The sequence below is a fragment of the Mesorhizobium sp. CNPSo 4684 genome, from assembly GCF_057784315.1.
Genome location: NZ_JBWLUX010000002.1, coordinates 177,991 through 202,742, shown reverse-complemented (window position 1 = coordinate 202,742; position 24,752 = coordinate 177,991). Strand labels below are relative to the sequence as shown.

The following is a 24,752-nucleotide window of genomic DNA, read 5'->3' as shown; positions in this document are numbered from 1 at the left end:
GCAAAAGGAGTTCATGTTATGAAGATCGCACTTGGAGCCGACAGCGCCGGCAAGCCGCTGCTCGACGTCATCGCCAAGCATCTCGCCACCAAACCCGAGCTGCAGATCGTCGATCTCAGCCAGGCCGGATTCTACGCCGATATCGCCGCCGCAGTTGGCCACGAAATTATCGACGGCAACTACGATCGCGCCATCCTGTTTTGCGGCACCGGCATCGGCGTCAGCATCTCCGCCAACAAGGTGCCGGGCATTCGTGCAGCCTTGACCCACGACACCTATTCGGCGGAGCGCGCCGCAAAATCGAACAACGCCCAGATCATCACCATGGGTGCCCGCGTGATCGGTCCGGAACTGGCGAAATCGATCGCCGACGCGTGGCTGGCCTCGGAGTTCGATCCGAACGGCCCGTCTGCAGCAAATGTGCAGGCCGTCGACAAGCTCGACGCGAAGCGCTGAAGATGCCGGGTAGAGTCAAGTCAAGCCTCTATCCTATTGCGTGAACATGATCTTTTCCAAAATGGAGATGGTCTAGCCGGTCAAGGCGATCCGCATCGCCTCGATCACGGTTACGGCAGACGCCGCTCCCGGATCCATGTGGCCAAGCGAGCGTTCGCCGAGGCGGGCGGCCCGTCCCTTGGTGGCGATCATCGCCTTGGTCGCCTCCGCGCCCGTCTTTGCCGCCTCGGCCGCAGCTGCAAGGCTGCCGGCCAGGCCCGTGCCGGCGGCCAGCGCCTCGCCCGCCGCCGTCGCAGCCGGCGCCCAGGCATCCATCATCGTCTTTTCGCCTGTTTCAGCCTTGCCGCGATCCTGGATGCCTTTGGCCATGGCCTGGAACATGGCGACCATGTCCGCCTCATCGAGCGTGGTCTTGCCTTTCACGGCTGCCGCGCCGCGCATGAACGCGGTGGCATAGAGCGGACCGGAGGATGCGCCGACGGCATTCAGGAACGACCTCGCCGCCGTGTTCAGCAAAGTGGTCGGTTCGGTGGTCCCGGCGTCCAATGCGGCAACCGCGTCGCGTGCCGCGGAAAATCCAAGCTCCATCGCAATGCCGTGGTCGGCGTCGCCAATCACGCCGTCAAGCGAGCACAGCCGGTCCCGGTCGGCTGACATGGCGTCCGCAATGGCAACGAACATTGCGGCAAGGTGGGCAGTGTCGATCGTTGTCATGTCTTTGTCCCTTGCTGCTCTGACAGGTTTTAGCCGGCGCGAAACATGGCGCAGTCGCAAGGGTGGTCGAGCATTGTCTGCAACTCCTCGTCGAGGTGGTGCAGCGTGATCGAAGCGCCGGCCATTTCGAGCGAGGTGCAGTAATTGCCGACCCAGCTTGCGTGAATGGACACACCGATATCGTCAAGCCTCTGCTTCACGCGCCGGTTCATGATGTAGAGTTCCATCAGCGGTGTCGAACCGAGCGAATTGACCAGCACGGCGACCTTCTCGCCGCGTGCCGGCGCCATCTCGGCGAGGATCCTGTCCAGCATCTCGTCGGTGATCTCGTCGGCCGTTTTAAGCTTTCCGCGCGCGATGCCGGGTTCGCCATGGATGCCCATGCCGATCTCCATCTCGTCGGGTCCGATCTCAAAATTCGGCCTGCGGGTTTGCGGCAACGAACAAGGCGCCAACGCCACACCCATGGTGAATGTTTGGTCGTTGGCTTTCCGAGCGATGCGCTCGCATTCATCGAAGGACAACATGCGGTCGCAGGCGGCACCTGCCGCCTTGAAGATGAAGAAATTGCCCGCGACACCCCGTCTCTTGTGCCTGTCGCCAACGGGCGCGGACGCGACGTCGTCGGTGCTCAGCACCGTGCGCACCTCAATATCGTCCATCCCAGCCATCTCGGCCGCCATGTCGAAATTCATTACGTCGCCGGCATAGTTGCCGTACATAAACAGCACACCGGCGCCGCCATCTGCTGCCTTTGCGCATTCAAGGATCGGGTCGGGCGGCGGCGAGGCGAAGACGTTGCCGATGGCCGCCGCGTCTGCCAGCCCCTTGCCGACAAAGCCGAGAAAACTCGGCTCGTGGCCCGAGCCGCCACCAATGACGAGGCCTATCTTACCCCGGCGCGGTCCGTCGCGGGCGATGATCGAACGTGGGCTGCCGTCCACGCTTTTGAGATGGCGGGGATGCGCTGCCAGGATGCCTTCCAGCATCTCGTCGACAGCACGATTGCCGTCATTGATGATCTTCTTGGTTTGCACCGGCGTCCTTCCGATTTGCGCATTTTCATAGATGATACCGGGCGCAATCGAGATTTTCACCCCGGCAATTGATGTTTTCAAATGTTGGCTCTCTCTGGCACGGCCAGGATCTGCACGCCGTCGCTATTTTTTTGTCCGCCACCAAGGCGAAATTCTTCTTGCCAGCGGAACGTCGGCTTGCTGATGATTTTACCTCGCCAGACGTGATGGTGAAGATGATCAAGTCCGGTACGCTGAATTTCATCGGCTGCGCGCGGCCGTCAATTGCCGATCCCCTCTGCCGAAGAAGGTAGAGGAGGGCGGATCGAGGACAATGGCGAACGCACACCTACCTCAGGAATTCTAACTTCGAAATACCTCCCTGCGATGCGTGCGGTGATCGGCGGCACGACGTACGAATAGGCGGGTTTGACCCTTCTCGGAGGTTTCCGAGAGCCCCGCGTCAGGTCTGTTCGGCGCCCAATCCGTCCCCTCCAGCGTAACGTTCAGTTTGGCTTCGGGCCAAGCCTGACAGCTTCACGGCCCGCCAGGCAGGCGCGGCCCCCGGCAAGATTTATGTCCAGCATCGATAAGTCCAAGTGGATTGGTCCGTCTAATGCGATTGGCGTAGGGACGCTATTTAGCAGGGCATAGCGGTGGACCGGCGGCGTGACGCGTTGCCGCCGCCTTATCCGGATGCGTTCATGGAAACCACCTACGACACCAGACTTGTCGGTGACCGCGCCGCATGGGCCGCGGTGCTTTCGATGGCGCTATGCGTCGCCGTGCTGATTGCGTCGGAGTTCATGCCCGTCAGCCTGCTCTCGCCGATCGCGGCCGATCTCGGCATCGCCGAGGGCAGGACCGGCCAAGCCATCTCGATCTCGGGCGTCTTTGCAGTGATCACCAGTCTGCTAGTCGCCAGCCTCATGCGCCGGATCGACCGCAAGCTTGTCGTTATAGGCTTAACAATGCTCCTGATCGTGTCAGGGCTCGCCGTCACCTTCGCGCCGAATTACGCATTCCTCATGGTCGGTCGGGCACTGCTCGGCATCGCGATCGGCGGCTTCTGGTCAATGTCGACGTCGATCGTCATGCGCCTGATGTCCGAAGACCTTGTCCCGAAAGGGCTCGCCATGCTGAACGCGGGCAACGCGATCGCGGCGACAATCGCCGCACCGCTGGGTAGCTTTCTCGGAGCCTATGTCGGATGGCGCGGCGCCTTCTTCCTCGTCGTGCCGCTCGGCCTTCTGGCGCTGGTCTGGCAGTGGATCAGCCTGCCGCCGCTTCCGCCGCGCGGAAGGCGAGCGTCCGGCAACGTGCTGTTGCTGCTTCGCCGCCGCCCGGTCGCTCTCGGCATGGCTTCGATCCTGATGCTCTTCATGGGGCAGTTCGCGCTCTTCACCTATCTCCGCCCGTTCCTGGAGAACGTGACGGGTCTCGCCATCCCCGCGCTTTCGGCGATGCTGCTCGTCATGGGTCTGGCGGGTGTCGCGGGTACCTGGTGGATCGGACGGCTGCTGCGAACCCGCCTGTTCGGCATCCTGATCGCCATCCCGCTCGTCATGTCGGTTCTTGCCGTCGCGCTGATTGCGCTCGGAACGATACCCGTGCCGGTTTCCCTGCTGCTCGTTGCCTGGGGCTTTTTCGGCACCGCCGCGCCTGTAGGATGGGGCACGTGGCTGAGCCGCACGCTTCCCGAAGATGCCGAGGCCGGCGGTGGGCTGCAGGTCGCCGTCATCCAGTTGGCGATTACCGGCGGCGCGGCAATCGGCGGTATGCTCTTCGATGCGATCGGCTGGTGGAGCGCCTTCGCGTTCGGCGCAGCGCTTCTCTGCGGATCGTCGGTCTTCGCAGTCGCCGCACGGCGCGCAGCTCGGAGTTCTCTGCCGTGATCATCAAGCAGCCAGCCTTCAACCGCCGGACGTTGCTCGCTGCCGCACTCGCAACGGCGGTCCTGCCGAATCTCGCCCACGGCCAGCAAGGCAGGGACCCAGCCAGCCAGGAGCCTACCAACATGCGGATCAGAATGACGTTCGGCGGTCGGACCATGACTGCCACGCTTTACGACAACCCGGCTGCGCGCGATTTTTTCTCTATGCTGGCGCTCGATCTCAAGATCGAGGATTTCAGCAATAACGAAAAGATCGCCCACCTGCCGCGCAAGCTCACCGAGGAAGGCAGCGGTCCTTTCGGTAACGAGCGCCCCTACGACCTCTGCTACTTCGTGCCCTGGGGTAATCTGGCCATGTTCTATGCCGACTACAAACACCCCGGTCTGATCAGGCTCGGCCGTTTCGACGAAGGTTATGAGGCTTTGCACGTGCGTGGCGAATTCCCGCTACGCATCGAAGCCATCTCCTGACGCAACGCAAGAAAGGCGCACGCTCATGCTCGTAACCGTTCTTCACAAGCCGGGCGACATCCGCTGCGAGGAGATTGCCGATCCCAAGATCCTCAAGCCGTCCGATGCCATCATCAAGCTGTCGGCGAGCTGCATCTGCGGGTCGGATCTGTGGCCCTATCGCGGACTGCAGGCGGTCGATCGTCCGATGCATATGGGCCATGAATATTGCGGCGTCGTGGTCGAAGTCGGCAGCGCGGTGCGCACGGTGCGTCCCGGCCAGTTCGTCGTCGGCTCGTTCTGCATCTCGGATAACACCTGCCCGCACTGCCGGTTCGGCTTCCAGTCGTCCTGCGTGCAACGCGAATTCATGAGCGGGGCGCAGGCGCCCTACGCCCGTGTGCCGTTGGCGGACGGCACGCTGGTGGCCACGGCGGAAGTTCCTTCCGACGATATGGTGCCGGATCTGCTTGCCGTGTCCGATGTTCTAGGCACCGGGTGGTATGCGGCGGATGCCGCGGAGGTCCGCGAAGGCTCGAGCGTCGTCGTGGTCGGCGACGGCGCGGTCGGGCTGATGGGCGTTCTCGCGGCCAAGGAAATGGGCGCGGAGCGCATCATCGCCATGAGCCGCCACGAAAGCCGACAGAAGCTGGCCCGGGAGTTTGGCGCAACCGACATCGTGGCGGAACGCGGCGAAGAAGGTGTCGCGCGCATCAAGGAACTCACCAAGGGGGTCGGCGCCGACTCGGTGCTCGAGTGCGTCGGCACGGCGGAATCGTTCGATCAGGCGCTAGCGTGCTCGCGTCCGGGCGGCACGATCGGCTATGTCGGCGTTCCGCACGGCGTCAGCTTCGACGGCCAGCAGCTCTTCTTCGGCCAGAAGCGCATGCTAGGCGGCCCGGCTCCAGTCCGCCGCTTCCTGCCCGACCTCATGGACCGCGTGCTCAACGGCAAGATTAAGCCCGGCAAGGTCTTCGACCTCGAGCTGCCCCTGGCGCAAGTCGCTGACGGCTACCGCGCCATGGACGAGCGGCGCGCGATCAAAGTGATCCTCCGGGTCTGAGAACGGAGCCCAGGGCGGCGAGGGTGATGTAGCTGCTGTTTATACCTCCCGCAACCGCAACGCATCGACGATTACCTTGAACGCCGGCAGGCCCTGCCTGCGGCTTGGGTAATAAATGTAATAGCCTGGGAACTTCGGGCACCAGTCGTCCAGCACCTGCACGAGATCGCCCGACGCGATATGCCGCTCCACAAGGCTTTCTGGGACGAAGGCGATGCCGTATCCTTTCAGAGCTGCATCCACCATCGCGTATGAAGTGTTGAAGGTGAGCTGCCCGTCGACGCGGACGCGAAGCTCCTGACCGTCCTTCTCGAACTCCCAGGCATAGAGTCCGCCGCCGCGCGCCTGACGCATGTTCATGCAGTTGTGCCCGATCAGCTCCTGCGGATGCCGGGGCGCAGGTTGTGCGGCGAAATAGTCAGGCGAGGCGACGGCGATCATGCGCCAGTCCGGGCCGATGCGAATCGCGATCATATCCTTCTCAACGCTTTCTCCCAACCGGACGCCGGCGTCGAAGCCGTCCTCGACGATGTTGCGGAGCCCGTTGTCGATGCTGAGCTCCAGCTTGATATCGGGATAGGCGGCGAGCATCGGGCTCAACTTCGGCCAGACGACGCTTTCGAATGCATGATCCGAAAGGGTCAGCCTGATAGTGCCGGCAGGTTTGTCGCGGAATTCCATCAGCGCGGCGATCTCCGCCTCGATCTCCGCGACGCGCGGTGCGAGAGACTGCCGCAGGCGTTCGCCCGCCTCGGTGGTCGCCACGCTTCGCGTGGTACGCATGAGCAGCCTGATGCCCATCGCCGTTTCGAGGCGCTTGATCGTGTGGCTGAGCGTGGACTGCGTGACGCCGAGCTTCGCCGCCGCGCGCGTGAAGCTTTTTTCCTCAGCCACGGCCAGGAACCATAACAGGTCGTTGAAGTTTTCCTTGGCCATGCCGCCGTCCACCGATCGGATCAAGATTTATGCCTCTTGTCGATAGACGCAAGTGAATTACGCGGTCTAATCGAGATGATCCGGGACACCTACTCTTCGGTTTCGACGAGCCAACAGCCAGTCGCGTTGGCTTTCTGCGAAGCACGAGGAGAAGGCCATGGAACTGACTGTCAATGGGTCGAGGCATCAGGTCGACGTCGAACCCGATACTCCACTGCTCTGGGTGCTTCGCGACACGCTTGGCATGACCGGCACCAAATACGGCTGCGGCGTGTCTCAGTGCGGCGCATGCACGGTGCTGATCGACGGACAGGCCACGCGCTCCTGCGTAACAACAGTAGACAGCGTCGTCGGGATGGCGATCACGACGATCGAGGCGATCGAACAGGATGCCGAGGGCAGCAAGGTGGTCGAGGCCTGGGTCGCCAACCAGGTGCCGCAATGCGGCTACTGTCAGTCCGGTCAGGTCATGGCCGCCACCGCGCTCCTCAAGCAGACCCCGCAGCCGACCGAGGACGACATCGCCGGCGCGATGGTGAATCTCTGCCGCTGCGGCACCTACAACGCGATCTCGGCTGCCGTCCGGCAGGCCGCGCAGGCTTGAGGAGGTTTCGATGAACGACATGGCTCCCATTCACGGCCGTTTGTCGACCCGCGGCGGAGATAGACCGCTCAACGTTTCGCGTCGCGGCTTCCTCGGCGGTGCTGCAGCACTGGTTCTTTCGGTCGCGGTGCCCGTCGGGCGGGCCCGGGCGCTGGCCGCGGCTGCCGTGGCGCCCGGCACGCGCGTCAGCGCCTTTTTGGAAATCCGCCCCGACAGCACCGTGTTGTTCCGCAGCGCCTTCATCGAAGGCGGGCAAGGCGTGTTCACCGCCATGGCGCAGATTGTCGGCGAAGAGCTGGATGTCGATCCGGCGAACTTCACGGTCGAAGGCGCTCCTCCCGGCCCCGACTATCTCCTGACCGGAGGCGGCCGCTTCACCGGCGGCAGCATGTCCGTGCGCATGAGCTATGAGGCCATGCGCAAGCTCGGCGCCTCGGCGCGACAGATGCTGTTGCAGGCTGCGGCCGAACGGCTCGGCGTGCCGATCTCGGAACTCTCAACCGAACCCGGTCGCGTGGTTCATGCTGCGTCCGGGCAGGCAGTTCCCTACGGAGAGCTCGCCAACGCCGCTGCCGGGCTACCGGTGCCAACCGATGTCGTGCTGCGCAATCCTGCCGACTTCCGCTGGATCGGCAAGCCTGTTCCGAGGCTCGACGTGCGCGAGAAGTCCACCGGACGCGCGCAGTATGCGATCGACCTCAAGATCGACGACATGCTTTATGCCGCCGTCCAACACAGCCCGCGCCTCGGTGGCGAACCGGGGGCGCTCGCCAATGAGGCCGAAGTCCAGGCCATGCCGGGCGTGCATTCCATCCACCGGCTGCCCGGCGCGGTCGCGGTTCTGGCCGATAGCTGGTGGCGGGCGCGCCGGGCCGTCGAAGCCCTTCGGGTGACGTGGGCGGAGCCTGCTGCCGGAACGCCTCACGCCATGCCGGCCGATTTCTCGTCGGACGCGCACAAGGAGATACTGAGGACGATGTCGGGCGAGGGTATCGCCTTTGAGCAGGAAGGCGATGCAGCGGGTGCGCTTGCGAGCGCAGCGCGCGTTGTGGACGGCACCTATGACGCGCCGTATCTCGTGCATGGACAGCTTGAGCCGCCATCGGCGATTGCGCGCTGGAACGGGGACGGCACGCTGGAACTCTGGATCCCAAACCAGGCGCCGGAAATGTTCCAGGCAGATGCGGCGAAGGTCGCGGGCATCGAGCCGGACAAGGTCATCATCCACTCCCCTATGCTGGGCGGCTTCTTCGGCAGGCATTTTCTCTATCAGTCGGCCAATCCGTATCCGCAGGCCATACTGCTTGCGCGAGCGGCAGGCCGGCCCGTGAAGCTCGTCTGGAGTCGCGAAGAGGAATTCCTCCGCGACACGCTGCGGCCGATGAGTGCGGTGCGCTTCCGAGCCGGCCTCGATGCGAACGGTCTGCCGGTGGCGCTGGATGCGGTCGCCGTCTGCGAAGGACCAGTCGGCCGCTGGTTCGGCCGCCAGCCGGACAAGGTGGACAGTTCTGCCGTCGAGGGCATTGCCGGAAAGGTCTATGCGATCAACAACAGACGTGTCGCGCAGATCCACGTGGACGACCCGGCGATCATCGGCTTCTGGCGATCGGTCGGCCATTCGATGAACGACTTCTTCTACGAGACGTTCTTCGACGAGATGGCCGATGCCGGCCAGCAGGATCCCTATGAACTGCGGCTGCGACTCCTGGCGGGCAGTCCGCGGCATAACAATCTCCTGCAGGCGGTCGCCGATCTGTCCGGCGGGTGGAAGCGCGGTCCATTCACTGCGGAGGACGGCACACGGCGTGCACGCGGCGTGGCTATGGCCTCGCCCTTCGGCAGCGAGGTTGCGACGATTGCCGAAGTGTCGCTTAGGGATGGCGGGGTCGTGGTCCACGACGTCTGGGTTGCGATCGATCCAGGCAGCATCGTCAACCCGGCGATCATCGAGGCGCAGGTGAACTCGGCGGTCGCCCTCGGCCTGTCGTCGGCGCTGCTGGAGGAAGTCGTCTATGTCGACGGCATGCCCCAGGCGCGCAATTTTGACGGCTATCCGATCCTGCCGCCTGACCGCATGCCGCGCGTGCATGTTCGCATCGTGGAGAGCGGAGCGCCGATGGGTGGCATCGGCGAGCCCGGCCTGCCGGGCGTGCCGCCGGCGGTGGTCAACGCCGCCTCGGTGCTCACAGGTCAGCGCATCCGCAGCCTGCCGCTTTCGAAGCTCGACTTGAAGGGAGTGGAAGGATGAGGAATGCCATCCTCGCCGCCTTGACGCTTGTCGCAGCTTCCTGGGCAACGCACGCGTCCGTTGCCCAGGAAGCGGATGCCGCTTCAGGAGAGCGGCTGTTCCGGCAGCGCTGCGGCGCCTGTCACCAGATTGCGACGACCCGCAACGGTGTCGGGCCTCATTTGCAGGGCGTGCTCGGCCGCAAAGCCGGCAGCATCGAAGGGTTCAACTACTCGCCGGCCCTGCGCAATTCCGGCATCACCTGGACAGCCGACACGCTGGGAACCTATCTCACCAATCCGACCGCGATGGTGCGCGGCACGAAGATGGTTCAGCGCTTCAACAACGCAGATGACCGAACCGCGATTATCCAGTTTCTTGGCAACCCGTAACACGTCTCGCGAGCTCGCCTCGAGCTGCCGGATCGATTCGGATTCGGCAGCTTTGGCTTGTGGCCGGGCAAGGACACAAGGAGCCTGTCGGTGAGTGAAGGCACGGATGTCGACATAGCGACGGCGAAGGGAGGGAGGCAGTTCTCAATCCAAAAGCTGCTTTCGGCGTTGCGTCCGGGACCACCGGCCGGCGGGGCGGAATGCCAGGGCGTCGGCGATGGAATAGCGCAGGAGGAGCTGAAGGGCCTCTCCTACATGTTCTGGGGCCGTCTCGCAGCGCTTGCCGTGCTTGCGGTCTGGGCGCTGACGCTGCCTTTCGAGCGTTCTGCCGGGTATCTTTCGGCCATCGCAGCCTTCGCGCTACTCGGCGCACCACCGTACCTGCTTGGGCGCCAAGGCTACGCACGCACGTCCGTTCTTGCCGCGTTCCTGATACTCGACGCCGCCATCCTAACGTATGTGCTGGTCGTGCCGCCGACCTTCTACGTGGAGGGATGGACGGCTCAGCTCAACCTGCGTCTTCCGTGGCTGCCGAGAGCGAGCGGGCGTCGCTGTCGCGCTACTTCTCCCCCAACATCGTGCGCGAACTGTCCGCGAACGCCAGCGCGCTCGACAGGCCGGTCGTGTAGGAGGCTGCGATACTGTTCGCCGATATGGTGGGTTTCACGCGCCTGACCGAGCGAATGGAGCCCGAAGCCCTGATTGGCTTCCTGCGCGAGTTCCACGGGCGTCTGGCGCGAGTGGCCTTCTCCAACGGCGGGACGGTCGACAAATATATCGGCGACGCGATCATGTTGCACTTTGGGACGCCGCGTCCGCGCGATGACGACCCGGTCCGCGCGCTGACCTGTGCCGGCGCCATGATTGCCGAGATTGAGCGGTGGAATTTCGAGCGGGCTGCTGAGGGCAAGGGACCCATCGAGATCGGGATCGGCCTGCATTACGGTGAGGTGGTCGTCGGTAATATTGGGCATGCACAGCGCCTGGAGTTCACTGTGCTCGGCGATGCGGTCAACGTCGCCAGTCGGCTGGAGCGCCTGACGCGTCATACCGGCAGCAGGCTTATGATCAGCGACGACTTGGTTCGCGCCGTGCAATCGCGCGGCCACGAGCCAACCGACATTATCGAAGGGCTGCGGCGGGACCGACTCGAACGATACGCGGAAGGCAGCAGTCGATCGCGGCGTGGTGCCTGGAGGAGACAACTGGCAGACTTGGCGTGGATTCATGGAGTGGCGGTTCATTGCCGCGGCCGCAGCCGGATTAGGCTCGCGGAACCATACGGAACGATACGGGAAGGTTCATGGATAAGTGCCCACGAAAAAGCCAATGAAATCAAGGATTTTAATGCGTCCTCCGGGCCCACCATTATCGTTATTTATCAATGGCTTACGGAGCGGTTCGTCACGAGGTTCGCCAACAGGTTCGCCAAGCAGCGGCTTGCGCGTCACCAACCGCACCGCTCGATCCATGCCCTGCACAGCCAAACGCAGCTGCGATGCTTCACGGGAGTAGAGCTCGGCGTGGTCGATGTCGTCATGGTCAAGGACATCCATGAACTGCCTGGTGGATGCCTCGGCTTCCGCGAGATAAACGCCAAGCGACTTCCTTAGTCCATGGAGCGTTAAGCCCTTCGGCAACCCGGCGAGTGCGCACGACTGCGATGACCGGTAACCAGCCATACGCGAGATCAGCGAACGCCTGTATTTTCAGGTCGAACGGGTCGTCCTGAAGTGATGCCGCAAGTGCCTGGTCGAAAAATTCACCGCCTTCCGCCGTGAGATGGAACTCCTTGCCGCCGCCGAGATCGAAGACTGGGAATCGATCGCCCATATAAGGCGCGCGCGCGCATATCTCGATGAGCTTTCGCCGTATGATTCGTCATGCGGGCCAGGCCACCGATTTTGACAATGATTTGTGATCTGCGCACCGGTCAGCGGTCGATCTCGCCGAACACGATATCAAGTGAGCCGATGATTGCGGCGACATCGGCGATCATGTGCCCCCGGGACAGGAAATCCATCGCCTGCAGATGGGCGAAGGAAGGCGCGCGTATCTTGCATCGATAGGGAACGTTGCCTCCGTCCGAAACCAGATAAACGCCGAACTCGCCTTTCGGCGCCTCCACGGCGGCGTAGACTTCTCCGGCCGGCACATGAAGCCCTTCGGTATAAAGTTTGAAATGGTGGATGGTCGCTTCCATCGAGCGTTTCATCGTCGCGCGCGGTGGCGGCGTGATCTTCTGGTTCGGTATCGCGACCGGCCCCTGGCCTTCCGGCGACCGCAATTTTTCCAGGCATTGCTTCATGATCCGCACCGACTGGCGCATTTCCTCCATGCGGACGAGATAGCGGTCATAGCAGTCCCCGTTCTTGCCGACGGGAATGTCGAAATCCATCTCGAAGTAACATTCGTATGGCTGCGCCTTGCGTAAATCCCATGGCGCGCCTGATCCGCGCACCATCACGCCGGAGAAACCCCAGGCCCAGGCGTCATCCAGCCCAACCGCGCCGATATCGACATTGCGTTGCTTAAAAATGCGGCTGCCAGTGAGTAAACCGTCGAGGTTGTCGCAGACCTTGAGGAACGGGTCGCAGAAGGCCCAGATGTCGTCGAGAAGCTTCGGAGGCAGGTCCTGATGCACGCCGCCGATCCTGAAATAATTCGCATGCATGCGGGCGCCGGAGGCGCGTTCATAGAAGACCATCAGCTTTTCGCGCTCTGCAAATCCCCAGAGCGGCGGGGTCAGCGCGCCGATATCCATGGCCTGTGTGGTGACATTGAGAAGATGCGATAGGAGCCGGCCGATCTCGCAAAAAAGGACACGGATAAGTTGCCCGCGCTTTGGCACCGATATTTCGAGCAATTTTTCGGCGGCGAGGCAGAAGGCATGCTCCTGATTCATCGGTGCGACGTAGTCGAGCCGGTCAAAATAGGGCAGGGCTTGCAGATAATTCTTGTGCTCTATGAGTTTCTCCGTGCCACGATGGAGCAGACCGATGTGCGGATCGGCACGGTCGACGATCTCACCATCCAGTTCCAGTACCAACCGCAGGACCCCGTGTGCCGACGGATGCTGCGGTCCGAAATTGATGGTGAAGTTGCGAACAGCGGCTTCGGCCATGGCGGCTCTCCGCGACATCTGTGTTTCGTTGCTTCACGGCGTCGCCGTATGGTTCGGGTGGCCGATCAAGTTGTCGTCTGGATGATCAGCGTCAGCGTACCATCGCCATCGATGTTGGCGGCCACGACCTGTGAAGAGTTGAGCCCGTTCGCCCTCAGCGCCAATGTTGCCTGAGGCGATGCATCGATGGAGTTCTGCAGACGCAGCAGATCTTGCGCACTGGTCTGGGTAATCACGGCTTCCGCCTGTGCCTTGATTTCCGCAGGTAGATCCTCGACGGCGACGATGGCAACATCGGTGAAATTCTCGCCAGGAGCCCCTTGCTCGGGCTGTATCTGGTCCGGCAGCGGCTCCAGCGGTGTCATCTGTGGGGCCTGCGGGCCGATGGTTTGCCCGTAGAGAGGCTGCGCGATGACCGCACCGGAAAGCGCGGCGACTATCGTCAATATTCGCATGATCGTTCCTTGCATGTCTCCCAGGACGATTGCAGACACAACCGTTATACCGGGCGATGGTTCCGTGGGTCGGCCGTGTTGGGCAATTTCATCTGTTGCCCCTTATCGGCCAACCGGTTTTGTACGAATCGCACCATCACTGATCTCCATCTCGAACAGGGCCAGTTATCGATGTGCTCACAAGGCGGCCGGCACCACTTCGTACGAAACCGACAATTGGCTCCTGCGTGAGAATGCGCGATCATTGGGAAATGGGACGCCCATTGGGCGACAAACTCGATTGCAAGGCTTGCGGGACATTCCCGACAACGCCACGGGGTCGACGCCAATCCATTGCAGCAAGTGCGGTGCCTTCCTGGGCGAATGGGGTGAACTGCAGGACGATTTCTACCGCCAGGCTCGCGGTGCCGAGGCATTCGACCTGTGCAATGGAAACATCATCAAGAAGTAGGGCGCGATAAGTGCAACCTGCGGAAGGCTCCGGCGGATTTGCAAACGTCGATATAGGGCCGACGCTCTGTGGCCGAGCGCGGCATTGAGGCCATGGCCTCAGTGTCGGCTAGTTGACGTCGATGACGACCATCAGCCCGCCACCGCCCTTGTCCTCGACATTGTTGTTGGTCGTGTGGTGCGGGATGTGGCAGTGGATCAGCCACTTTCCGGGACGCTGCGCCTTCCAGACGACGTCATAGCGCTGCCCCGGCCCGACATTGATCGTGTCGGCAAGGAAGCGGGCCGAGCCGGGGATCGTCTCGCCGTCGCGGGCGACGACCTCGAACGGCCCGCCATGGATATGCATCGGGTGGATGAAGCCGTTGTTGGTGCCGATAAAGCGCACCTTTAACGTCTCGCCGACCTTCATGCGGATCATCTCGGTCGCGGGATACGCCTTGCCGTTGATGGTGAAGAAGTTTGGCATGCCGCCGTCCATCGGCATCGACGGGTAGGTCAGCCCTTCGCGCACCAGCCACTCCTGCAGCTCGATCACGTAGTCGTGGTCGGCTTGAACTTCGTCGGCGGGATCGGCGGGATCGATGATCAGCGCCGACGCCTTGCTTCCACAGTGGCCGGGTGAAGTCCTCGTGCTCGCCCTGTCGCGGCTCCTTGTCGGCGAGCACATACAGCAGCAGGCCGAGTGGACCCATGTAGAGGGTCACCAGGATGAACCCCCATTTCATCACCACCGGTTCGGGATTGTTGCGGTACTGATCTATGCCGACATAGAGCGTCGAGGCAGCGGCAAGAGTGAACCAGACAACAAGAAAATAGTCGATCGGCTGGACGAGCATGGGCAGAATCTGATTTTGGATCCGTGGCTGGTGATAGCCACCTCTTTTCGATGAACGCGGCCGGCGCGTTTACGATCCAGCCGGTTGAATTTGGCAGTGATGAATTCTGTCAGCTTCCGCTCTTGTCGAAGCATCGCCGCGCGGTAATTCCCCTGAAGGCGTGGGCGCTTATCGCAACAGGAGCGGACCATGAAACATCAGACACTCGACCAACTGCATGCCATCGCCGGGATTGAGCCCTCGGCGCCACATTTGGAAATGACACGAAACGAGCGCATCGCGCGTTGGGCTGAACTTCTCGAGCAGAATCCCGAACGATGCCTTGGCGCATTTACAGGCACCGAACATCTGCACCCGGAGGCACGTGCCATGGCACGCGGCGAAGGGTCTGCAATTGCTGTTGCCTTCGAAGACACGGTGCTACGCGCGTCGGGCCTAAGGGATGACACGTATGGCGAGGCCAAGCGCTTCTTCGAACTGAATGACCGGCAACTGCACGACATCGTCTGCGATTGTCATGTAGGCGCTACCATGACAGCACGGTGGGCCGCCGCTCGGGTCCGCGCAGTGATCGGCGGGAACAGGTTTCTCGCATGGTTGAGGCAAAGGATCATGCACTGACCAAGAGTTGGGAATTGTCGCGTGCCCGCAGCCGTGCGATTCCCGACCGCCCCATTTCTGGATCAGCGCCTGTTCTGGCGACACAGCCGGTCAGTTACGCAGTCACTTTCCGACGTTCAGCGGGGCCAGGGCGGCGGCGTGTTAACACGACATAGGCCGTCAATATAACCAGCAACAATGGCCCGCCGGCCGCGAGAACCAACCATAGCCTGGATGCAACTCATCGAATCCGTTCGTACGTTCCGACGAGTTCTGCCTGCTCGAGCAGATGTTTTTGCGCTTCCTGCCAGATACGCTGGATGCCGGCGCTTGCCGGGATGGCAAGGTTTGGTGTGTCGAGCGCGGCCAGCTGGAAATGATAGTGATGGACGCCGTGTCCGACCGGTGGTTGAGGGCCATCATAATAGGCGTTGCCAAAATCGTTCGTCGCCTGCCTTAGGGCCTGCGGACCCGGCTTGCCGCTTGCCGCCTCGGGAAGCTCCTGGGTGTCCGGGGACATGTTGAACACCGCCCAATGGCCGAATGTTCCGCTTGGCGCATCCGGATCCTGGACGACGAGAACGAAGCTCCTTGTATCATCAGGTGCCCCCGACCACTTGAGCGGTGGAGACACATTCTTGCCGTCCCGCGTATATCTTTCAGGGATTTTTGCGCCTTCGGCAAAGGCGGAACTGCTGAGCGTGAGTGGCATGAGTTGCTCCTTCGGGAGGGTTGCTACGCCGATGTCGGTGCATGGGGTCGACCTCAACGACCTCCCAGACGCTTGTTGTGAGAACTTTCCTGGTTCTTTCCGCGGATGATGTTCCGATCATCGGGGTCGGCAATATCCCTCAGCTTGGGTCTGAGGTTGTCCTGCCACGAGGCTGCGCGCTCAGCGTCGGTCTTTTCCAGCTCCGTCTTCGCGTCGAAGCCCTTGCCGGCATTCTTGGTATTCTCGCGCTTTTCGATTACGCGAAGCCTTTGCTCGTGGGTTTTGTTTCCGGCCATCGATAGCCTCCCTTTTCGCGCAATTGGGCACGCTACTTGTTCGTTCGCATTTTCTGCCTTGGATTGATCCCGCCGGCGGCCGTCGTGTCGTTCTCGACATCGCCTTCGATCGTGTTCTCCCCTTCAAGGTCGAGCTCGTCGCCTTCCTTGATCGTGCCCTTGGAGGTTCCGATGCCCGGATTGTTCGCAAGGTCGGCATCGCTCGGTTTTTTCCACTTTGGATGTCTGGTCGTGGTCATGAGACAGCTCCTTCGACAGGTTCGGTTTCAAAACCACAGGCCGGCTGAAATGTTCCGGGCCATTTGCCGTTCGCCGACGGCTAAAGTCCGAACGGATAAGTGTCCGGAACACCAGCTCTTGCATGCTCCGGGCCAAGCGGCGTCACCGCAGTGGTTTTGTCGAACCATACGAAGGCGTCGAATTGCTGGGGCAGGGAGGCGTCGGCATAGTGGCTGCGCAGTTCGGTCTTCGGCCGGTAGATCACCCCGATGAAGCGTTCCAGCCTGCGTTCCAGGAGCCGCTCGCGCAGCGCCTCGTCGCGATTCAGGTCGAGCAGAAAACGCGGAATGCGGCAGTCATGGCAAAGCCGCTCGTAGCTGTCGGCGTGTGAGGGCCGCACCTGCTTCACCTTCATCTCCTCGCCCCAGCCGGAGGCGGCGGCTACAGTGCCGGAATGCGTGCCCAGACCGACCAGGGCAACCTTGTCGCCGAATCGTTGCCGGCAAAGCTGGCCGATATTCAACTCGTCGCGGACAATGCCCATTTCGGTGTAGCGGGCATCTCCGATATGCGAATTGTGCGCCCAAACAACCGCCTTGGAATTCGGCCCGTTGGCGTCCAGCAGATGTTCCAGCGTTTCGAACATATGCGTGTCGCGCAGGTTCCAGGCTTGTGCGCCGCCATAGTACATGATCCGGTAATAACGTTCGGCGGAGGCTATCAACCGGGCGTTCTGAGCGGCATCGAGGAAGTCGTTGCCGTCCTGTCGGGCATAGTCCAGTTGCCTGGCGAGCAGATCTCGGCATTGCTCGAGAACGGCCCGCTCGCATTCCTGGTAGCCCGAGGTCAGCGCCGCCCGGCCGTAAGTGGACGGTTCGTTTTGCCACGGGGTCAGGCAGCCATAGCGCTCGCGGGCGATCTTTGCGGCCTGCGGATCAACCCGGTCAAGATAGTCGAGAACCGCTTCTATGGACCCGCTCATGTTGTAGATGTCGAGGCCGTAGAACCCTGCTTGCCTGGATGGCTCGAGCTTCTCGTTGTGGTGACGCATCCAGTCGGTGAAAGCCGCCACATCGGTGTTGCGCCACATCCAGGTCGGGAACCGCTGGAATGGTGCAACCGCCCCCGCTCGCGGCTTGCGGTGGCGAACGTAGCGGTCGATCGCTGCGGCATCAGGCCAATCCGCCTCGACCGCAACGAATTTGAAACCGTGCTTCTCGATGAGCCTGCGGGTGATTGCCGCGCGCGCCCTATAGAACTCCGATGTGCCATGGCTTGCTTCGCCAAGCAGAACGACACGCCGGTCGGCGAACCGATCGAACATATCGCCGAAGGCTGGATCGTCGAAATCCGGAAGCGGTTCGGCCGCCGCCGCGATCATATCCGGCAGGCTGACCGGGGGCGGATGTCGCAGAGGACGATCGACCTCGGCGATTTCGCCGCTTTCGGCCCAGCCCTGCTCACCGATGAGAGCGACGAACCGCACGCCGCCGAAATCCTCCTCACTGTAAGTCGCGGCGCCTGTTCGGGTGACCTTGAGCAGACGTTGCGAATCCAGATCGTCGCCGACCGGAATGACAAGCCTGCCGCCGACATCGAGTTGCTCTTGCAGGGCGAGCGGCGCGCCGGGTCCGCTGGCCGCCACCACGATGGCGTCATAGGGCGCTGCCTCCGGCCAGCCCTTGGTGCCGTCGCCAGTCCTGACCGCGATGTTCTCGTAGCCAAGTCTTTCAAACCGACGCTTCGCGGTTTCGGCCAATCCGGGATGACGCTCGATCGTGTAGACCTGTTCGACGATTCGGCTCATCACGGCCGCCGCATAGCCCGAGCCGGTGCCAACCTCCAGAACGTGGTCACCAGCCTTGACAGCCGCCAACTCGATCATGAGCGCGACGATGTAGGGTTGCGATATGGTCTGGCCGTCAGCGATGGGCAGTGGCCCGTCTTCATAAGCGAATTCTTCGAAGCCGGGATCGACGAAAGCCTCGCGCGGAACTTCGCGCATGGCCTGCAGGATCGCGCGATCGCGGATGCCACGCCGGCCGATATGAACATTGACCATTCGGTCGCGAGCACGAGGAAGATCGAGCATTTTCAGCTCCCTTTGGCGGCCGCTTGTCCGCAACGTTCAAGGATATCTTTCGACAATAGCCGATCAGCCACGTCCTCTGCCTTCAGCGGCTTTCTCGCGGTTCATGCCTCTAACCGCTGGAGGGCCTCAAAGTTCCTTCTGTATTGCAAGACAAGTCCATGGACCCTTTGGAGACGCCGACGGTTTCCTGCCCAAGCGGCGCTGGGCCATTGCTTCGTACGCCATCGCCAATTTGGGCTTGCTAAGGCGCGAAGTCGCTCCAGTTATCTCCAGCGAACTGATGCTGGAGAGCTGATACTGGAGACTGGGCGATGAACGACAAGGCTGCCGCGACGACGCAGGCGATCAGCCTCGAACGGATCGATCTCATGAACCGCTACTGGAGCGCCGCGAATTACATCTCGGTTGGCCAGATCTATCTGCTCGACAATCCGCTGCTGCGCGAACCCTTGAAAGCCGAGCACGTCAAGCCGCGGTTGCTCGGCCATTGGGGTACGACACCGGGCCTCAATTTCCTCTACCTGCATCTGAACCGACTTATCCGCGAGCGTGATCTCGATGTGCTGTTTATCTGCGGTCCAGGACATGGCGGTCCGGCAATGGTCGCCAATACCTGGCTAGAGGGCACCTATGGGGAGATCTACCCCGATATCGGCCAAGGCGAAGACGGCCTGAGAAAACTGTTCCGGCAATTTTCCTTTCCAGGCGGGGTGCCAAGTCATGTGGCGCCCGAAACGCCCGGCTCCATTCATGAGGGCGGCGAACTCGGATATGCCCTGGTCCATGCTTTCGGCGCGGCATTCGACAATCCGGATCTGGTGGTTGCCTGCGTGGTTGGCGACGGCGAGGCCGAAACCGGTCCGCTCGCGACAGCTTGGCATTCCAACAAGTTCCTGAACCCAGCCTCGGACGGCGCGGTGCTGCCGATCCTTCATCTCAACGGCTACAAGATCGCCAACCCGACGATCCTCGGCCGCATGGATGACCAGGAGCTGCGCAACCTCTTCACCGGCTGTGGCTACGAACCGTTCTTTGTCGAAGGCCATGAGCCGGTCGCCATGCACCAGGCGATGGCCAAGGCGCTCGACAGGGTGCTCGATCGGATCCGTTCCATTCAGGAACAGGCGCGAGGTCCGGGATGGCGTGGCGAACGTCCGCAGTGGCCGATGATCGTCCTGCGCAGCCCCAAGGGCTGGACTGGTCCGAAGGAGGTCGATGGCGAAAAAGTCGAGGGTTTCTGGCGCTCGCACCAAGTGCCGGTATCGAATGCCCGCGGCAATGACGAGCACCGCAAGATCCTCGAGACCTGGATGCGAAGCTACGAACCGGAAAAGCTGTTCGACAAGGGTGGACATCTGCTGCCCGAACTCGCGGCCCTTGCTCCAACTGGAACAAAGCGCATGGGCGCAACTCCGTACGCGAATGGCGGGTTGTTGAAGCGCGACCTGGCGCTGCCGGACTGGAAAAGTCTGGCGCTCGAAGTGCCTAGGCCTGGAGGCGTCATTGCCGAAGCGACACGGATTTGTGGTGGCTATCTTCGCGAGGTCTTTCGCCTTAACGCCAAAGCGCGGAATTTCCGGCTGATGGGACCGGACGAGACGTCTTCCAATCGCCTTGACGATGTGTTCGAGGTCACGGATCGGATCTGGATGGAACGCATCGAACCCTACGACGTCCATCTTTCCCGCGACGGCCGTGTCATGGAAGTACTCAGCGAGCATCTTTGCCAGGGTTGGCTGGAAGGCTATCTGCTCACCGGCCGCCACGGTCTCTTCTCATGCTACGAGGCGTTCATCCACATCGTCGACTCTATGGTCAACCAGCATGCGAAATGGTTGAAAACCTCCGGCGAGCTTGCCTGGCGCAAGCCGATCGCCTCGCTCAATTACCTGCTGACCTCTCATGTCTGGCGCCAGGATCACAATGGCTTCAGTCATCAGGACCCGGGCTTTGCCGACTTTGTCGCCAACAAGAAGGCCGACACGGTCAGGCTCTATTTTCCGCCGGATGCCAACACGCTGCTGTGGATCACCGACCATTGCCTGAGAACCTACAACCGCATCAATGTCATTACCGCTGGCAAGCAGCCGACGCCGCAATGGCTGTCTATCGAAGACGCTGAAGCGCACTGCAAGGCCGGCGCGGGCATTTGGGAATGGGCCGGCACGGTTTCAAAAGGCGAGGAGCCGGATGTGGTGTTGGCCTGTGCCGGCGACGTGCCGACGCTGGAAACGTTGGCTGCGACGGACATTCTTCGCTCTGCAATCCCCGATCTGAAAATCCGCGTCGTCAACGTTGTCGACCTGATGACGTTGCAGTCGAATACCGAGCATCCGCACGGCCTCACCGACCAGGCTTTCGACGCGCTGTTCACGAAAACAAGGCCGGTGATTTTTGCCTATCACGGCTATCCCTATCTCATCCACCGTCTTACCTACCGTCGTGCCAATCATGACAACATGCATGTGCACGGCTTTCGCGAGGAGGGCACCACGACGACTCCGTTCGACATGGTGGTGCTCAACGAACTCGATCGCTACCACCTCGCACTTGCAGCGATCACACGCGTGCCGGGCTTGGCCGAAAGGGCTGAAAGCCTCGCCGCCGAACTTCACGGCAGGCTGGCCAAGCACAAGGCCTTTGTCCGCGAGCACGGCGAAGACATGCCCGAGATCCAGAAATGGAGTTGGCCGGCTGCGAACAGGGCAAAGGCTGGTCGATGAGTCAGTCGATCCTGGCGCTGAATGCCGGCTCGTCGAGCGTCAAGTTCGCGCTATACGATCTTGGCTCGTCGGATGGCCAGCTGCTCGTTTCGCGCGGCACTCTGGATCTGGGCGACGCGCCCAGACTGACCGCAAGGGCGGCCGATGGAACAGTGCAGTGTGATAGGCAGTTGACTGCGGACGCTCCGCATGGCGCGGGGATTGCCGAAATACTGCGTTTGGTGAAGGGCGAACTTGGTGGAAGAAAACTGATCTGCATCGGCCACCGTATCGTGCATGGCGGAAACAAGTTCAGCAAACCTGTCCGCCTGACGCCCGCTACCATTGAGGCCCTGGAAAGGCTGACCGCACTCGCGCCTTTGCATCAGCCTCGCAGTCTCGCGCCAGTTCGCGCGATAGCTGCATTGCAACCGGATCTGCCACAAGTCGGATGTTTCGATACCGCGTTCCACCACACGATCGATCCGCTTGTGCGGCGCTTTGCCCTGCCGCAAAAATATGAACGGGAGGGGCTGCGGCGCTACGGATTTCATGGCCTCTCCTATGAATACATTGCTGGGCGGCTGAGCGAGATATCGCCCGCGCTCGCGGCGAAACGGACAATCGTCGCTCATCTCGGCAATGGGGCAAGCCTTTGCGCTGTGCGCGAGGGAAAAAGCGTCGATACGACGATGGGCTTTTCGGCACTGGATGGTCTTGTCATGGGTACGCGGTGCGGCGCCATCGATCCCGGCGTGCTGTTGTACTTCCTGCTGGAAAGGGGCATGGCGGCAGACGAGTTGCAGACAATGCTCTACGAGAGATCCGGACTGCTCGGGGTATCCGGCATTTCGGGCGACATGCGCATGCTGGAGGCAAGCAGCGACCCCCGCGCCCGCGAGGCGATCGAGCTTTTCGCCTTCCGCGCCGCGCGGGAAGCAGCAGCGCTCGCAAACACCATGGGGGGTTTCGAATGCCTCGTGTTCACAGCCGGCATCGGCGAACGGTCATCGTCCATCCGCAAGTCGATGTGCGAAAAATTGACTTGGCTCGGCGTGGCGCTCGACGAGCTGGCCAACGACGCCCACGCCGAGATCGTCAGCCGCCCGGACAGCAAGGTGGAAGTGCGTGTGATTGCGACTGACGAGGAAAGCGTCATCGCGCGCCATAGCCGCGCGGTGATGCAGGTCGGATCCGCAACTTAAGGCGAGCGAGCCGGCTTCTGCTCACCTTGGGACCAGCCTTGCCGTTCTTCAAGGGAGTGAGGACCAAGCGGCCTTTCACCATCGCTGCGGGGCCTAACAATCCCGTGGGATCGATCTGGATTGATCTCTCTATGGAAAGCTACGGCATTCACAGCACGCCCGAACCCGGCAAGTTCGGCACGACCTTCTCGCATGGCTGCATCCGGCTGACCAACTGGGATGTCGAAGACCTCGCTGCGATGGTGCAGAAGGGCACGAAAGTTAACTTGAAGGACGAGATGGCGGACTCTGGCGACACGCGGCCGCAGTAGCGTTCGCCAGCCGCGACACCGACATGGAAGCGCACGGTCCCCGATTGCGAGACCAATATGGTGTCCGCGGCGGGTGCGGCCGCCCGGGATGAAATCGGCTCTATGAAGCGTTCATGGAACAGGCAACTCAAACCAGGCGCGCTAACACTGGTGCCATTGAGCAAGACCACTCGGGCATCCGCCATGCAGCGCGCGGAGCCCTGGGAGACGGAAATGCCCGCTAGCGCCTATATCAACCGGATTGCGACAGCGGTTCCTGAACATGAGGTTCATCGGTTCTATCTGCGGTTCGCGGCCTCCATGCTCGCCGCCAATCACCGCAGGGTATTCGAACGCATGGCCGGCCTCGCCGGCATCGAGAGCCGCTATTCCTGCTTTGCACCTGCTCTCGACCCGGAAGGGCCATCCGCCGACCTTAGCGGAACCTTCATTCGCGGCGCGTTTCCAGGAACGGCCGCGAGAATGGCGATGTTCGGTGAAGCCGCCCCTGTGCTGGCGCAAAAAGCCGTCGACGGGCTGCACCTTGGCGACGAGGCGTCGCGTATCACCCATCTCATCGTCACCACCTGCACCGGATTTTCCGCGCCCGGCATCGACTTGGACCTGGTCAAACGCTGCGGCCTGCCGGACGGCATCGAACGCACGATGATCGGGTTCATGGGCTGCTACGCGGCGATCAACGGCCTCAAGCTTGCCCGCCACATCGTCAGGTCGGATCCGCGGGCCAAGGTCCTGCTGGTCAATATCGAGCTCTGTACCTTGCATCTCAGGGAAAGCCCCGAACTGGAAAAGCTGCTGTCCTTCTGCCTCTGGGGGGATGGCTGCGCGGCAACTCTTGTCACCGCCGAGCCGCCCGGCATTGAACTCGACAGCTTTCATTGCATGGTCGCGGATGAGCGGCGCGACCTGATGAGATGGGATATTCGCGACCACGGCTTCGACATGGTTCTCTCCGGCCAGGTGCCGACGGCGATCCAAGATGTGTTGCGAAGCAACCAGGACGCCTTTCTCGGCGACCGGCCACCGGACGCGATCGACCTCTGGGCCGTGCATCCCGGCGGACGTTCGGTCCTCGATGCCGTCGAGAGGGCGCTGAAACTCGCGCCCGCCGCGCTCACGCCGTCGCGCGAGGTGCTGCGCCGAAACGGCAACATGTCGTCGGCGACGGTCATGTTCGTGATGGAAGAAATGCTGAAGGCCCCATCCGGACTGCTCGGCTGCGGTATGTCGTTCGGGCCCGGACTGACGGCCGAAACCATGCTTTTTCGAACCGTGTCATGAACGCGCTCAGTCACCGCAGCCTCGTCCCGGAAATCCTTGACGGGCTTGCGGCCGACGATCCGCGGGCGCTCGCCTCGCGCCGCGACCTACGATGGATCAACGCGTTGATGTTTCAGGCGCCGATCATGGCGTCTTTGCTCAGGAAATTCCTGCCGAGACCGCCTCACCGCATATTGGAGATCGGGGCCGGCGACGGCACCTTCATGCTCAAGCTCGGAAGGCGATTGGCACGGCACTGGCCCGAGGTAGAACTGACCTTGCTCGACCGCGTCGGCCTTGCCAGCACCGGAATCCTCGCCGAATTCAACAGGCTGGGATGGAGCACCGAAGTCATCACCGCTGACGTCTTCGACTGGGCCGAAGGGACCGGGGGCGAGCGGTTCGACGCGATCACCGTCAATCTGTTCCTGCATCATTTCGATGACGCCGAACTCGTGCGTCTGTTTTCACTGCTGACGTGGAAAGCCCCGCTGCTCCTGGCGACGGAACCGCTGAGGGCAAGGTTCGCGCTGGCCGCGACCCGTCTTCTCCCGGCGATCGGCGCCAACGACGTCACGCGACATGACGCGGCTCAAAGCGTGCGCGCCGGCTTCCGTGGCAAGGAGCTTTCCGACCTCTGGCTTGCGGCCGGCGGCAGGCCACTCGAGGAGCGGCGTGCCGGTCCCTTTTCGCACGTCTTCGGCGGCGCCGGCGCCCATGCCGGCTGGGGATGAC

25 protein-coding genes and 4 pseudogenes are annotated in these 24,752 nt (G+C 62.1%); 18 read left to right on the top strand and 11 right to left on the bottom strand.

Annotation, left to right across the window (positions count from 1 at the left end):
* Positions 1-18: 18 nt before the first annotated feature.
* Complete coding sequence (derI, locus tag AC04SG_RS02505) at positions 19-456, top strand: D-erythrulose-4-phosphate isomerase (RefSeq protein ID WP_488549781.1); 438 nt, start codon at positions 19-21, stop codon at positions 454-456.
* A 72-nt stretch (positions 457-528) separates the two neighbouring features.
* On the opposite strand, the gene dhaL is transcribed toward derI, so the two are convergent.
* Positions 529-1,170, bottom strand: a complete 642-nt coding sequence (gene dhaL, locus AC04SG_RS02500; RefSeq protein WP_488549780.1) for a dihydroxyacetone kinase subunit DhaL — start codon at positions 1,168-1,170, stop codon at positions 529-531.
* A gap of 29 nt (positions 1,171-1,199) precedes the next feature.
* The gene (locus tag AC04SG_RS02495; protein ID WP_192259700.1) at positions 1,200-2,207 is read right to left on the bottom strand and encodes a dihydroxyacetone kinase subunit DhaK; all 1,008 of its coding nucleotides are present in this window, start codon (positions 2,205-2,207) and stop codon (positions 1,200-1,202) included.
* 71 nt (positions 2,208-2,278) lie between these two features.
* Between AC04SG_RS02495 and AC04SG_RS02490 the strand changes: the two genes are divergently transcribed.
* From AC04SG_RS02490 to AC04SG_RS02475, 4 genes are all read left to right on the top strand, one after another.
* Positions 2,279-2,500, top strand: coding sequence for a hypothetical protein (locus AC04SG_RS02490; RefSeq protein ID WP_488549878.1), 222 nt, complete (start codon positions 2,279-2,281; stop codon positions 2,498-2,500).
* A 390-nt stretch (positions 2,501-2,890) separates the two neighbouring features.
* Positions 2,891-4,081: an MFS transporter gene (locus tag AC04SG_RS02485; RefSeq protein WP_488549779.1), complete on the top strand. Its 1,191-nt coding sequence runs from the start codon at positions 2,891-2,893 to the stop codon at positions 4,079-4,081.
* The gene (locus tag AC04SG_RS02480; RefSeq protein WP_488549778.1) at positions 4,078-4,551 is read left to right on the top strand and encodes a cyclophilin-like fold protein; all 474 of its coding nucleotides are present in this window, start codon (positions 4,078-4,080) and stop codon (positions 4,549-4,551) included. The genes AC04SG_RS02485 and AC04SG_RS02480 overlap by 4 nt, the downstream gene beginning before the upstream one ends.
* Positions 4,552-4,576: 25 nt before the next feature.
* Positions 4,577-5,593: a zinc-dependent alcohol dehydrogenase family protein gene (locus AC04SG_RS02475; RefSeq protein WP_488549777.1), complete on the top strand. Its 1,017-nt coding sequence runs from the start codon at positions 4,577-4,579 to the stop codon at positions 5,591-5,593.
* A gap of 39 nt (positions 5,594-5,632) precedes the next feature.
* Here AC04SG_RS02475 and AC04SG_RS02470 read toward each other — a convergent pair whose 3' ends face one another.
* The gene (locus tag AC04SG_RS02470; protein ID WP_488549776.1) at positions 5,633-6,529 is read right to left on the bottom strand and encodes a LysR family transcriptional regulator; all 897 of its coding nucleotides are present in this window, start codon (positions 6,527-6,529) and stop codon (positions 5,633-5,635) included.
* A gap of 157 nt (positions 6,530-6,686) precedes the next feature.
* Here AC04SG_RS02470 and AC04SG_RS02465 point away from each other — a divergent pair, with 157 nt between their 5' ends.
* The 5 genes and pseudogenes from AC04SG_RS02465 to AC04SG_RS02445 form a co-directional block, all read left to right on the top strand.
* Positions 6,687-7,133 (top strand): (2Fe-2S)-binding protein, encoded by a 447-nt coding sequence (locus AC04SG_RS02465; RefSeq protein WP_488549775.1) that lies wholly within the window; start codon positions 6,687-6,689, stop codon positions 7,131-7,133.
* A gap of 10 nt (positions 7,134-7,143) precedes the next feature.
* Positions 7,144-9,381 carry a xanthine dehydrogenase family protein molybdopterin-binding subunit gene (locus AC04SG_RS02460; protein WP_488549774.1) on the top strand — a complete coding sequence of 746 codons (2,238 nt, stop codon included), beginning with the start codon at positions 7,144-7,146 and terminating at the stop codon, positions 9,379-9,381.
* Complete coding sequence (locus AC04SG_RS02455) at positions 9,378-9,752, top strand: c-type cytochrome (RefSeq protein ID WP_488549773.1); 375 nt, start codon at positions 9,378-9,380, stop codon at positions 9,750-9,752. Before AC04SG_RS02460 ends, AC04SG_RS02455 begins: the two co-directional genes overlap by 4 nt.
* Positions 9,753-10,246: 494 nt before the next feature.
* Positions 10,247-10,381 (top strand): hypothetical protein, encoded by a 135-nt coding sequence (locus AC04SG_RS02450; protein WP_488549772.1) that lies wholly within the window; start codon positions 10,247-10,249, stop codon positions 10,379-10,381.
* A gap of 24 nt (positions 10,382-10,405) precedes the next feature.
* Positions 10,406-10,789 (top strand): annotated as a pseudogene (locus tag AC04SG_RS02445) (adenylate/guanylate cyclase domain-containing protein); the annotation flags it as partial.
* 414 nt (positions 10,790-11,203) lie between these two features.
* On the opposite strand, the pseudogene AC04SG_RS02440 reads toward AC04SG_RS02445, so the two are convergent.
* The 3 genes and pseudogenes from AC04SG_RS02440 to AC04SG_RS02430 all read right to left on the bottom strand — a co-directional run.
* Positions 11,204-11,452: pseudogene (locus AC04SG_RS02440) on the bottom strand (tyrosine-type recombinase/integrase); the annotation flags it as partial.
* A 233-nt stretch (positions 11,453-11,685) separates the two neighbouring features.
* Positions 11,686-12,876 (bottom strand): NADH-quinone oxidoreductase subunit D, encoded by a 1,191-nt coding sequence (locus AC04SG_RS02435; RefSeq protein ID WP_488549771.1) that lies wholly within the window; start codon positions 12,874-12,876, stop codon positions 11,686-11,688.
* Between the two features lie 65 nt (positions 12,877-12,941).
* On the bottom strand, positions 12,942-13,331 hold the full coding sequence (locus AC04SG_RS02430; RefSeq protein ID WP_488549770.1) for a hypothetical protein: 390 nt from the start codon (positions 13,329-13,331) through the stop codon (positions 12,942-12,944).
* Between the two features lie 280 nt (positions 13,332-13,611).
* Here AC04SG_RS02430 and AC04SG_RS02425 point away from each other — a divergent pair, with 280 nt between their 5' ends.
* On the top strand, positions 13,612-13,782 hold the full coding sequence (locus AC04SG_RS02425; RefSeq protein ID WP_488549769.1) for a hypothetical protein: 171 nt from the start codon (positions 13,612-13,614) through the stop codon (positions 13,780-13,782).
* 108 nt (positions 13,783-13,890) lie between these two features.
* Here the strand turns inward: AC04SG_RS02425 and AC04SG_RS02420 are convergent.
* Positions 13,891-14,376: pseudogene (locus tag AC04SG_RS02420) on the bottom strand (multicopper oxidase domain-containing protein); the annotation flags it as partial.
* Between AC04SG_RS02420 and AC04SG_RS02415 the strand changes: the two are divergent.
* Together AC04SG_RS02415 and AC04SG_RS02410 are read left to right on the top strand one after the other, a co-directional pair.
* Positions 14,366-14,674: a hypothetical protein gene (locus AC04SG_RS02415; protein WP_488549877.1), complete on the top strand. Its 309-nt coding sequence runs from the start codon at positions 14,366-14,368 to the stop codon at positions 14,672-14,674. The pseudogene AC04SG_RS02420 and the gene AC04SG_RS02415 overlap by 11 nt on opposite strands.
* Before the next feature lie 135 nt (positions 14,675-14,809).
* Complete coding sequence (locus AC04SG_RS02410) at positions 14,810-15,241, top strand: hypothetical protein (RefSeq protein ID WP_488549768.1); 432 nt, start codon at positions 14,810-14,812, stop codon at positions 15,239-15,241.
* A gap of 220 nt (positions 15,242-15,461) precedes the next feature.
* On the opposite strand, the gene AC04SG_RS02405 is transcribed toward AC04SG_RS02410, so the two are convergent.
* The 4 genes from AC04SG_RS02405 to AC04SG_RS02390 all read right to left on the bottom strand — a co-directional run bounded on the left by AC04SG_RS02405 (position 15,462) and on the right by AC04SG_RS02390 (position 18,539).
* A complete protein-coding gene (locus AC04SG_RS02405) occupies positions 15,462-15,932 on the bottom strand; it encodes a YbhB/YbcL family Raf kinase inhibitor-like protein (protein ID WP_192259690.1) in 471 nt (156 codons plus the stop codon).
* 53 nt (positions 15,933-15,985) lie between these two features.
* Positions 15,986-16,228 (bottom strand): hypothetical protein, encoded by a 243-nt coding sequence (locus AC04SG_RS02400; RefSeq protein ID WP_488549767.1) that lies wholly within the window; start codon positions 16,226-16,228, stop codon positions 15,986-15,988.
* A 32-nt stretch (positions 16,229-16,260) separates the two neighbouring features.
* Entirely contained in the window at positions 16,261-16,467 is a 207-nt protein-coding gene (locus AC04SG_RS02395; protein ID WP_488549766.1) for a hypothetical protein, read from the bottom strand.
* A gap of 80 nt (positions 16,468-16,547) precedes the next feature.
* Positions 16,548-18,539 carry a protein-L-isoaspartate(D-aspartate) O-methyltransferase gene (locus tag AC04SG_RS02390; protein WP_488549765.1) on the bottom strand — a complete coding sequence of 664 codons (1,992 nt, stop codon included), beginning with the start codon at positions 18,537-18,539 and terminating at the stop codon, positions 16,548-16,550.
* Positions 18,540-18,850: 311 nt separating this feature from the next.
* On the opposite strand from AC04SG_RS02390, the gene AC04SG_RS02385 reads away from it, so the two are divergent.
* From AC04SG_RS02385 to AC04SG_RS02365, 5 genes and pseudogenes are all read left to right on the top strand, one after another.
* Positions 18,851-21,262: a phosphoketolase family protein gene (locus AC04SG_RS02385; RefSeq protein ID WP_488549764.1), complete on the top strand. Its 2,412-nt coding sequence runs from the start codon at positions 18,851-18,853 to the stop codon at positions 21,260-21,262.
* The gene (locus AC04SG_RS02380) at positions 21,259-22,446 is read left to right on the top strand and encodes an acetate/propionate family kinase (RefSeq protein ID WP_488549873.1); all 1,188 of its coding nucleotides are present in this window, start codon (positions 21,259-21,261) and stop codon (positions 22,444-22,446) included. Before AC04SG_RS02385 ends, AC04SG_RS02380 begins: the two co-directional genes overlap by 4 nt.
* A 47-nt stretch (positions 22,447-22,493) precedes the next feature.
* A pseudogene (locus tag AC04SG_RS02375) lies at positions 22,494-22,757 on the top strand (L,D-transpeptidase); the annotation flags it as partial.
* 213 nt (positions 22,758-22,970) lie between these two features.
* Positions 22,971-24,038, top strand: coding sequence for a type III polyketide synthase (locus tag AC04SG_RS02370; protein WP_488549763.1), 1,068 nt, complete (start codon positions 22,971-22,973; stop codon positions 24,036-24,038).
* Complete coding sequence (locus AC04SG_RS02365) at positions 24,035-24,751, top strand: methyltransferase domain-containing protein (RefSeq protein ID WP_488549762.1); 717 nt, start codon at positions 24,035-24,037, stop codon at positions 24,749-24,751. Before AC04SG_RS02370 ends, AC04SG_RS02365 begins: the two co-directional genes overlap by 4 nt.
* Position 24,752: the final 1 nt, after the last annotated feature.

Coding starts and splice junctions, on each gene's coding strand:
- AC04SG_RS02370 (WP_488549763.1), top strand. CDS start 22,971: ATGCCCGCTAGCGCCTATATCAACCGGATTGCGACAGCGGTTCCTGAA.
- AC04SG_RS02460 (WP_488549774.1), top strand. CDS start 7,144: ATGAACGACATGGCTCCCATTCACGGCCGTTTGTCGACCCGCGGCGGA.
- AC04SG_RS02475 (WP_488549777.1), top strand. CDS start 4,577: ATGCTCGTAACCGTTCTTCACAAGCCGGGCGACATCCGCTGCGAGGAG.
- AC04SG_RS02380 (WP_488549873.1), top strand. CDS start 21,259: ATGAGTCAGTCGATCCTGGCGCTGAATGCCGGCTCGTCGAGCGTCAAG.
- AC04SG_RS02435 (WP_488549771.1), bottom strand. CDS start 12,876: ATGGCCGAAGCCGCTGTTCGCAACTTCACCATCAATTTCGGACCGCAG.
- AC04SG_RS02455 (WP_488549773.1), top strand. CDS start 9,378: ATGAGGAATGCCATCCTCGCCGCCTTGACGCTTGTCGCAGCTTCCTGG.
- AC04SG_RS02485 (WP_488549779.1), top strand. CDS start 2,891: ATGGAAACCACCTACGACACCAGACTTGTCGGTGACCGCGCCGCATGG.
- AC04SG_RS02410 (WP_488549768.1), top strand. CDS start 14,810: ATGAAACATCAGACACTCGACCAACTGCATGCCATCGCCGGGATTGAG.
- AC04SG_RS02465 (WP_488549775.1), top strand. CDS start 6,687: ATGGAACTGACTGTCAATGGGTCGAGGCATCAGGTCGACGTCGAACCC.
- AC04SG_RS02390 (WP_488549765.1), bottom strand. CDS start 18,539: ATGCTCGATCTTCCTCGTGCTCGCGACCGAATGGTCAATGTTCATATC.
- AC04SG_RS02490 (WP_488549878.1), top strand. CDS start 2,279: ATGTTTTCAAATGTTGGCTCTCTCTGGCACGGCCAGGATCTGCACGCC.
- AC04SG_RS02365 (WP_488549762.1), top strand. CDS start 24,035: ATGAACGCGCTCAGTCACCGCAGCCTCGTCCCGGAAATCCTTGACGGG.
- derI (WP_488549781.1), top strand. CDS start 19: ATGAAGATCGCACTTGGAGCCGACAGCGCCGGCAAGCCGCTGCTCGAC.
- AC04SG_RS02405 (WP_192259690.1), bottom strand. CDS start 15,932: ATGCCACTCACGCTCAGCAGTTCCGCCTTTGCCGAAGGCGCAAAAATC.
- AC04SG_RS02400 (WP_488549767.1), bottom strand. CDS start 16,228: ATGGCCGGAAACAAAACCCACGAGCAAAGGCTTCGCGTAATCGAAAAG.
- AC04SG_RS02450 (WP_488549772.1), top strand. CDS start 10,247: ATGGACGGCTCAGCTCAACCTGCGTCTTCCGTGGCTGCCGAGAGCGAG.
- AC04SG_RS02385 (WP_488549764.1), top strand. CDS start 18,851: ATGAACGACAAGGCTGCCGCGACGACGCAGGCGATCAGCCTCGAACGG.
- dhaL (WP_488549780.1), bottom strand. CDS start 1,170: ATGACAACGATCGACACTGCCCACCTTGCCGCAATGTTCGTTGCCATT.
- AC04SG_RS02395 (WP_488549766.1), bottom strand. CDS start 16,467: ATGACCACGACCAGACATCCAAAGTGGAAAAAACCGAGCGATGCCGAC.
- AC04SG_RS02430 (WP_488549770.1), bottom strand. CDS start 13,331: ATGCGAATATTGACGATAGTCGCCGCGCTTTCCGGTGCGGTCATCGCG.
- AC04SG_RS02415 (WP_488549877.1), top strand. CDS start 14,366: ATGATCAGCGCCGACGCCTTGCTTCCACAGTGGCCGGGTGAAGTCCTC.
- AC04SG_RS02470 (WP_488549776.1), bottom strand. CDS start 6,529: ATGGCCAAGGAAAACTTCAACGACCTGTTATGGTTCCTGGCCGTGGCT.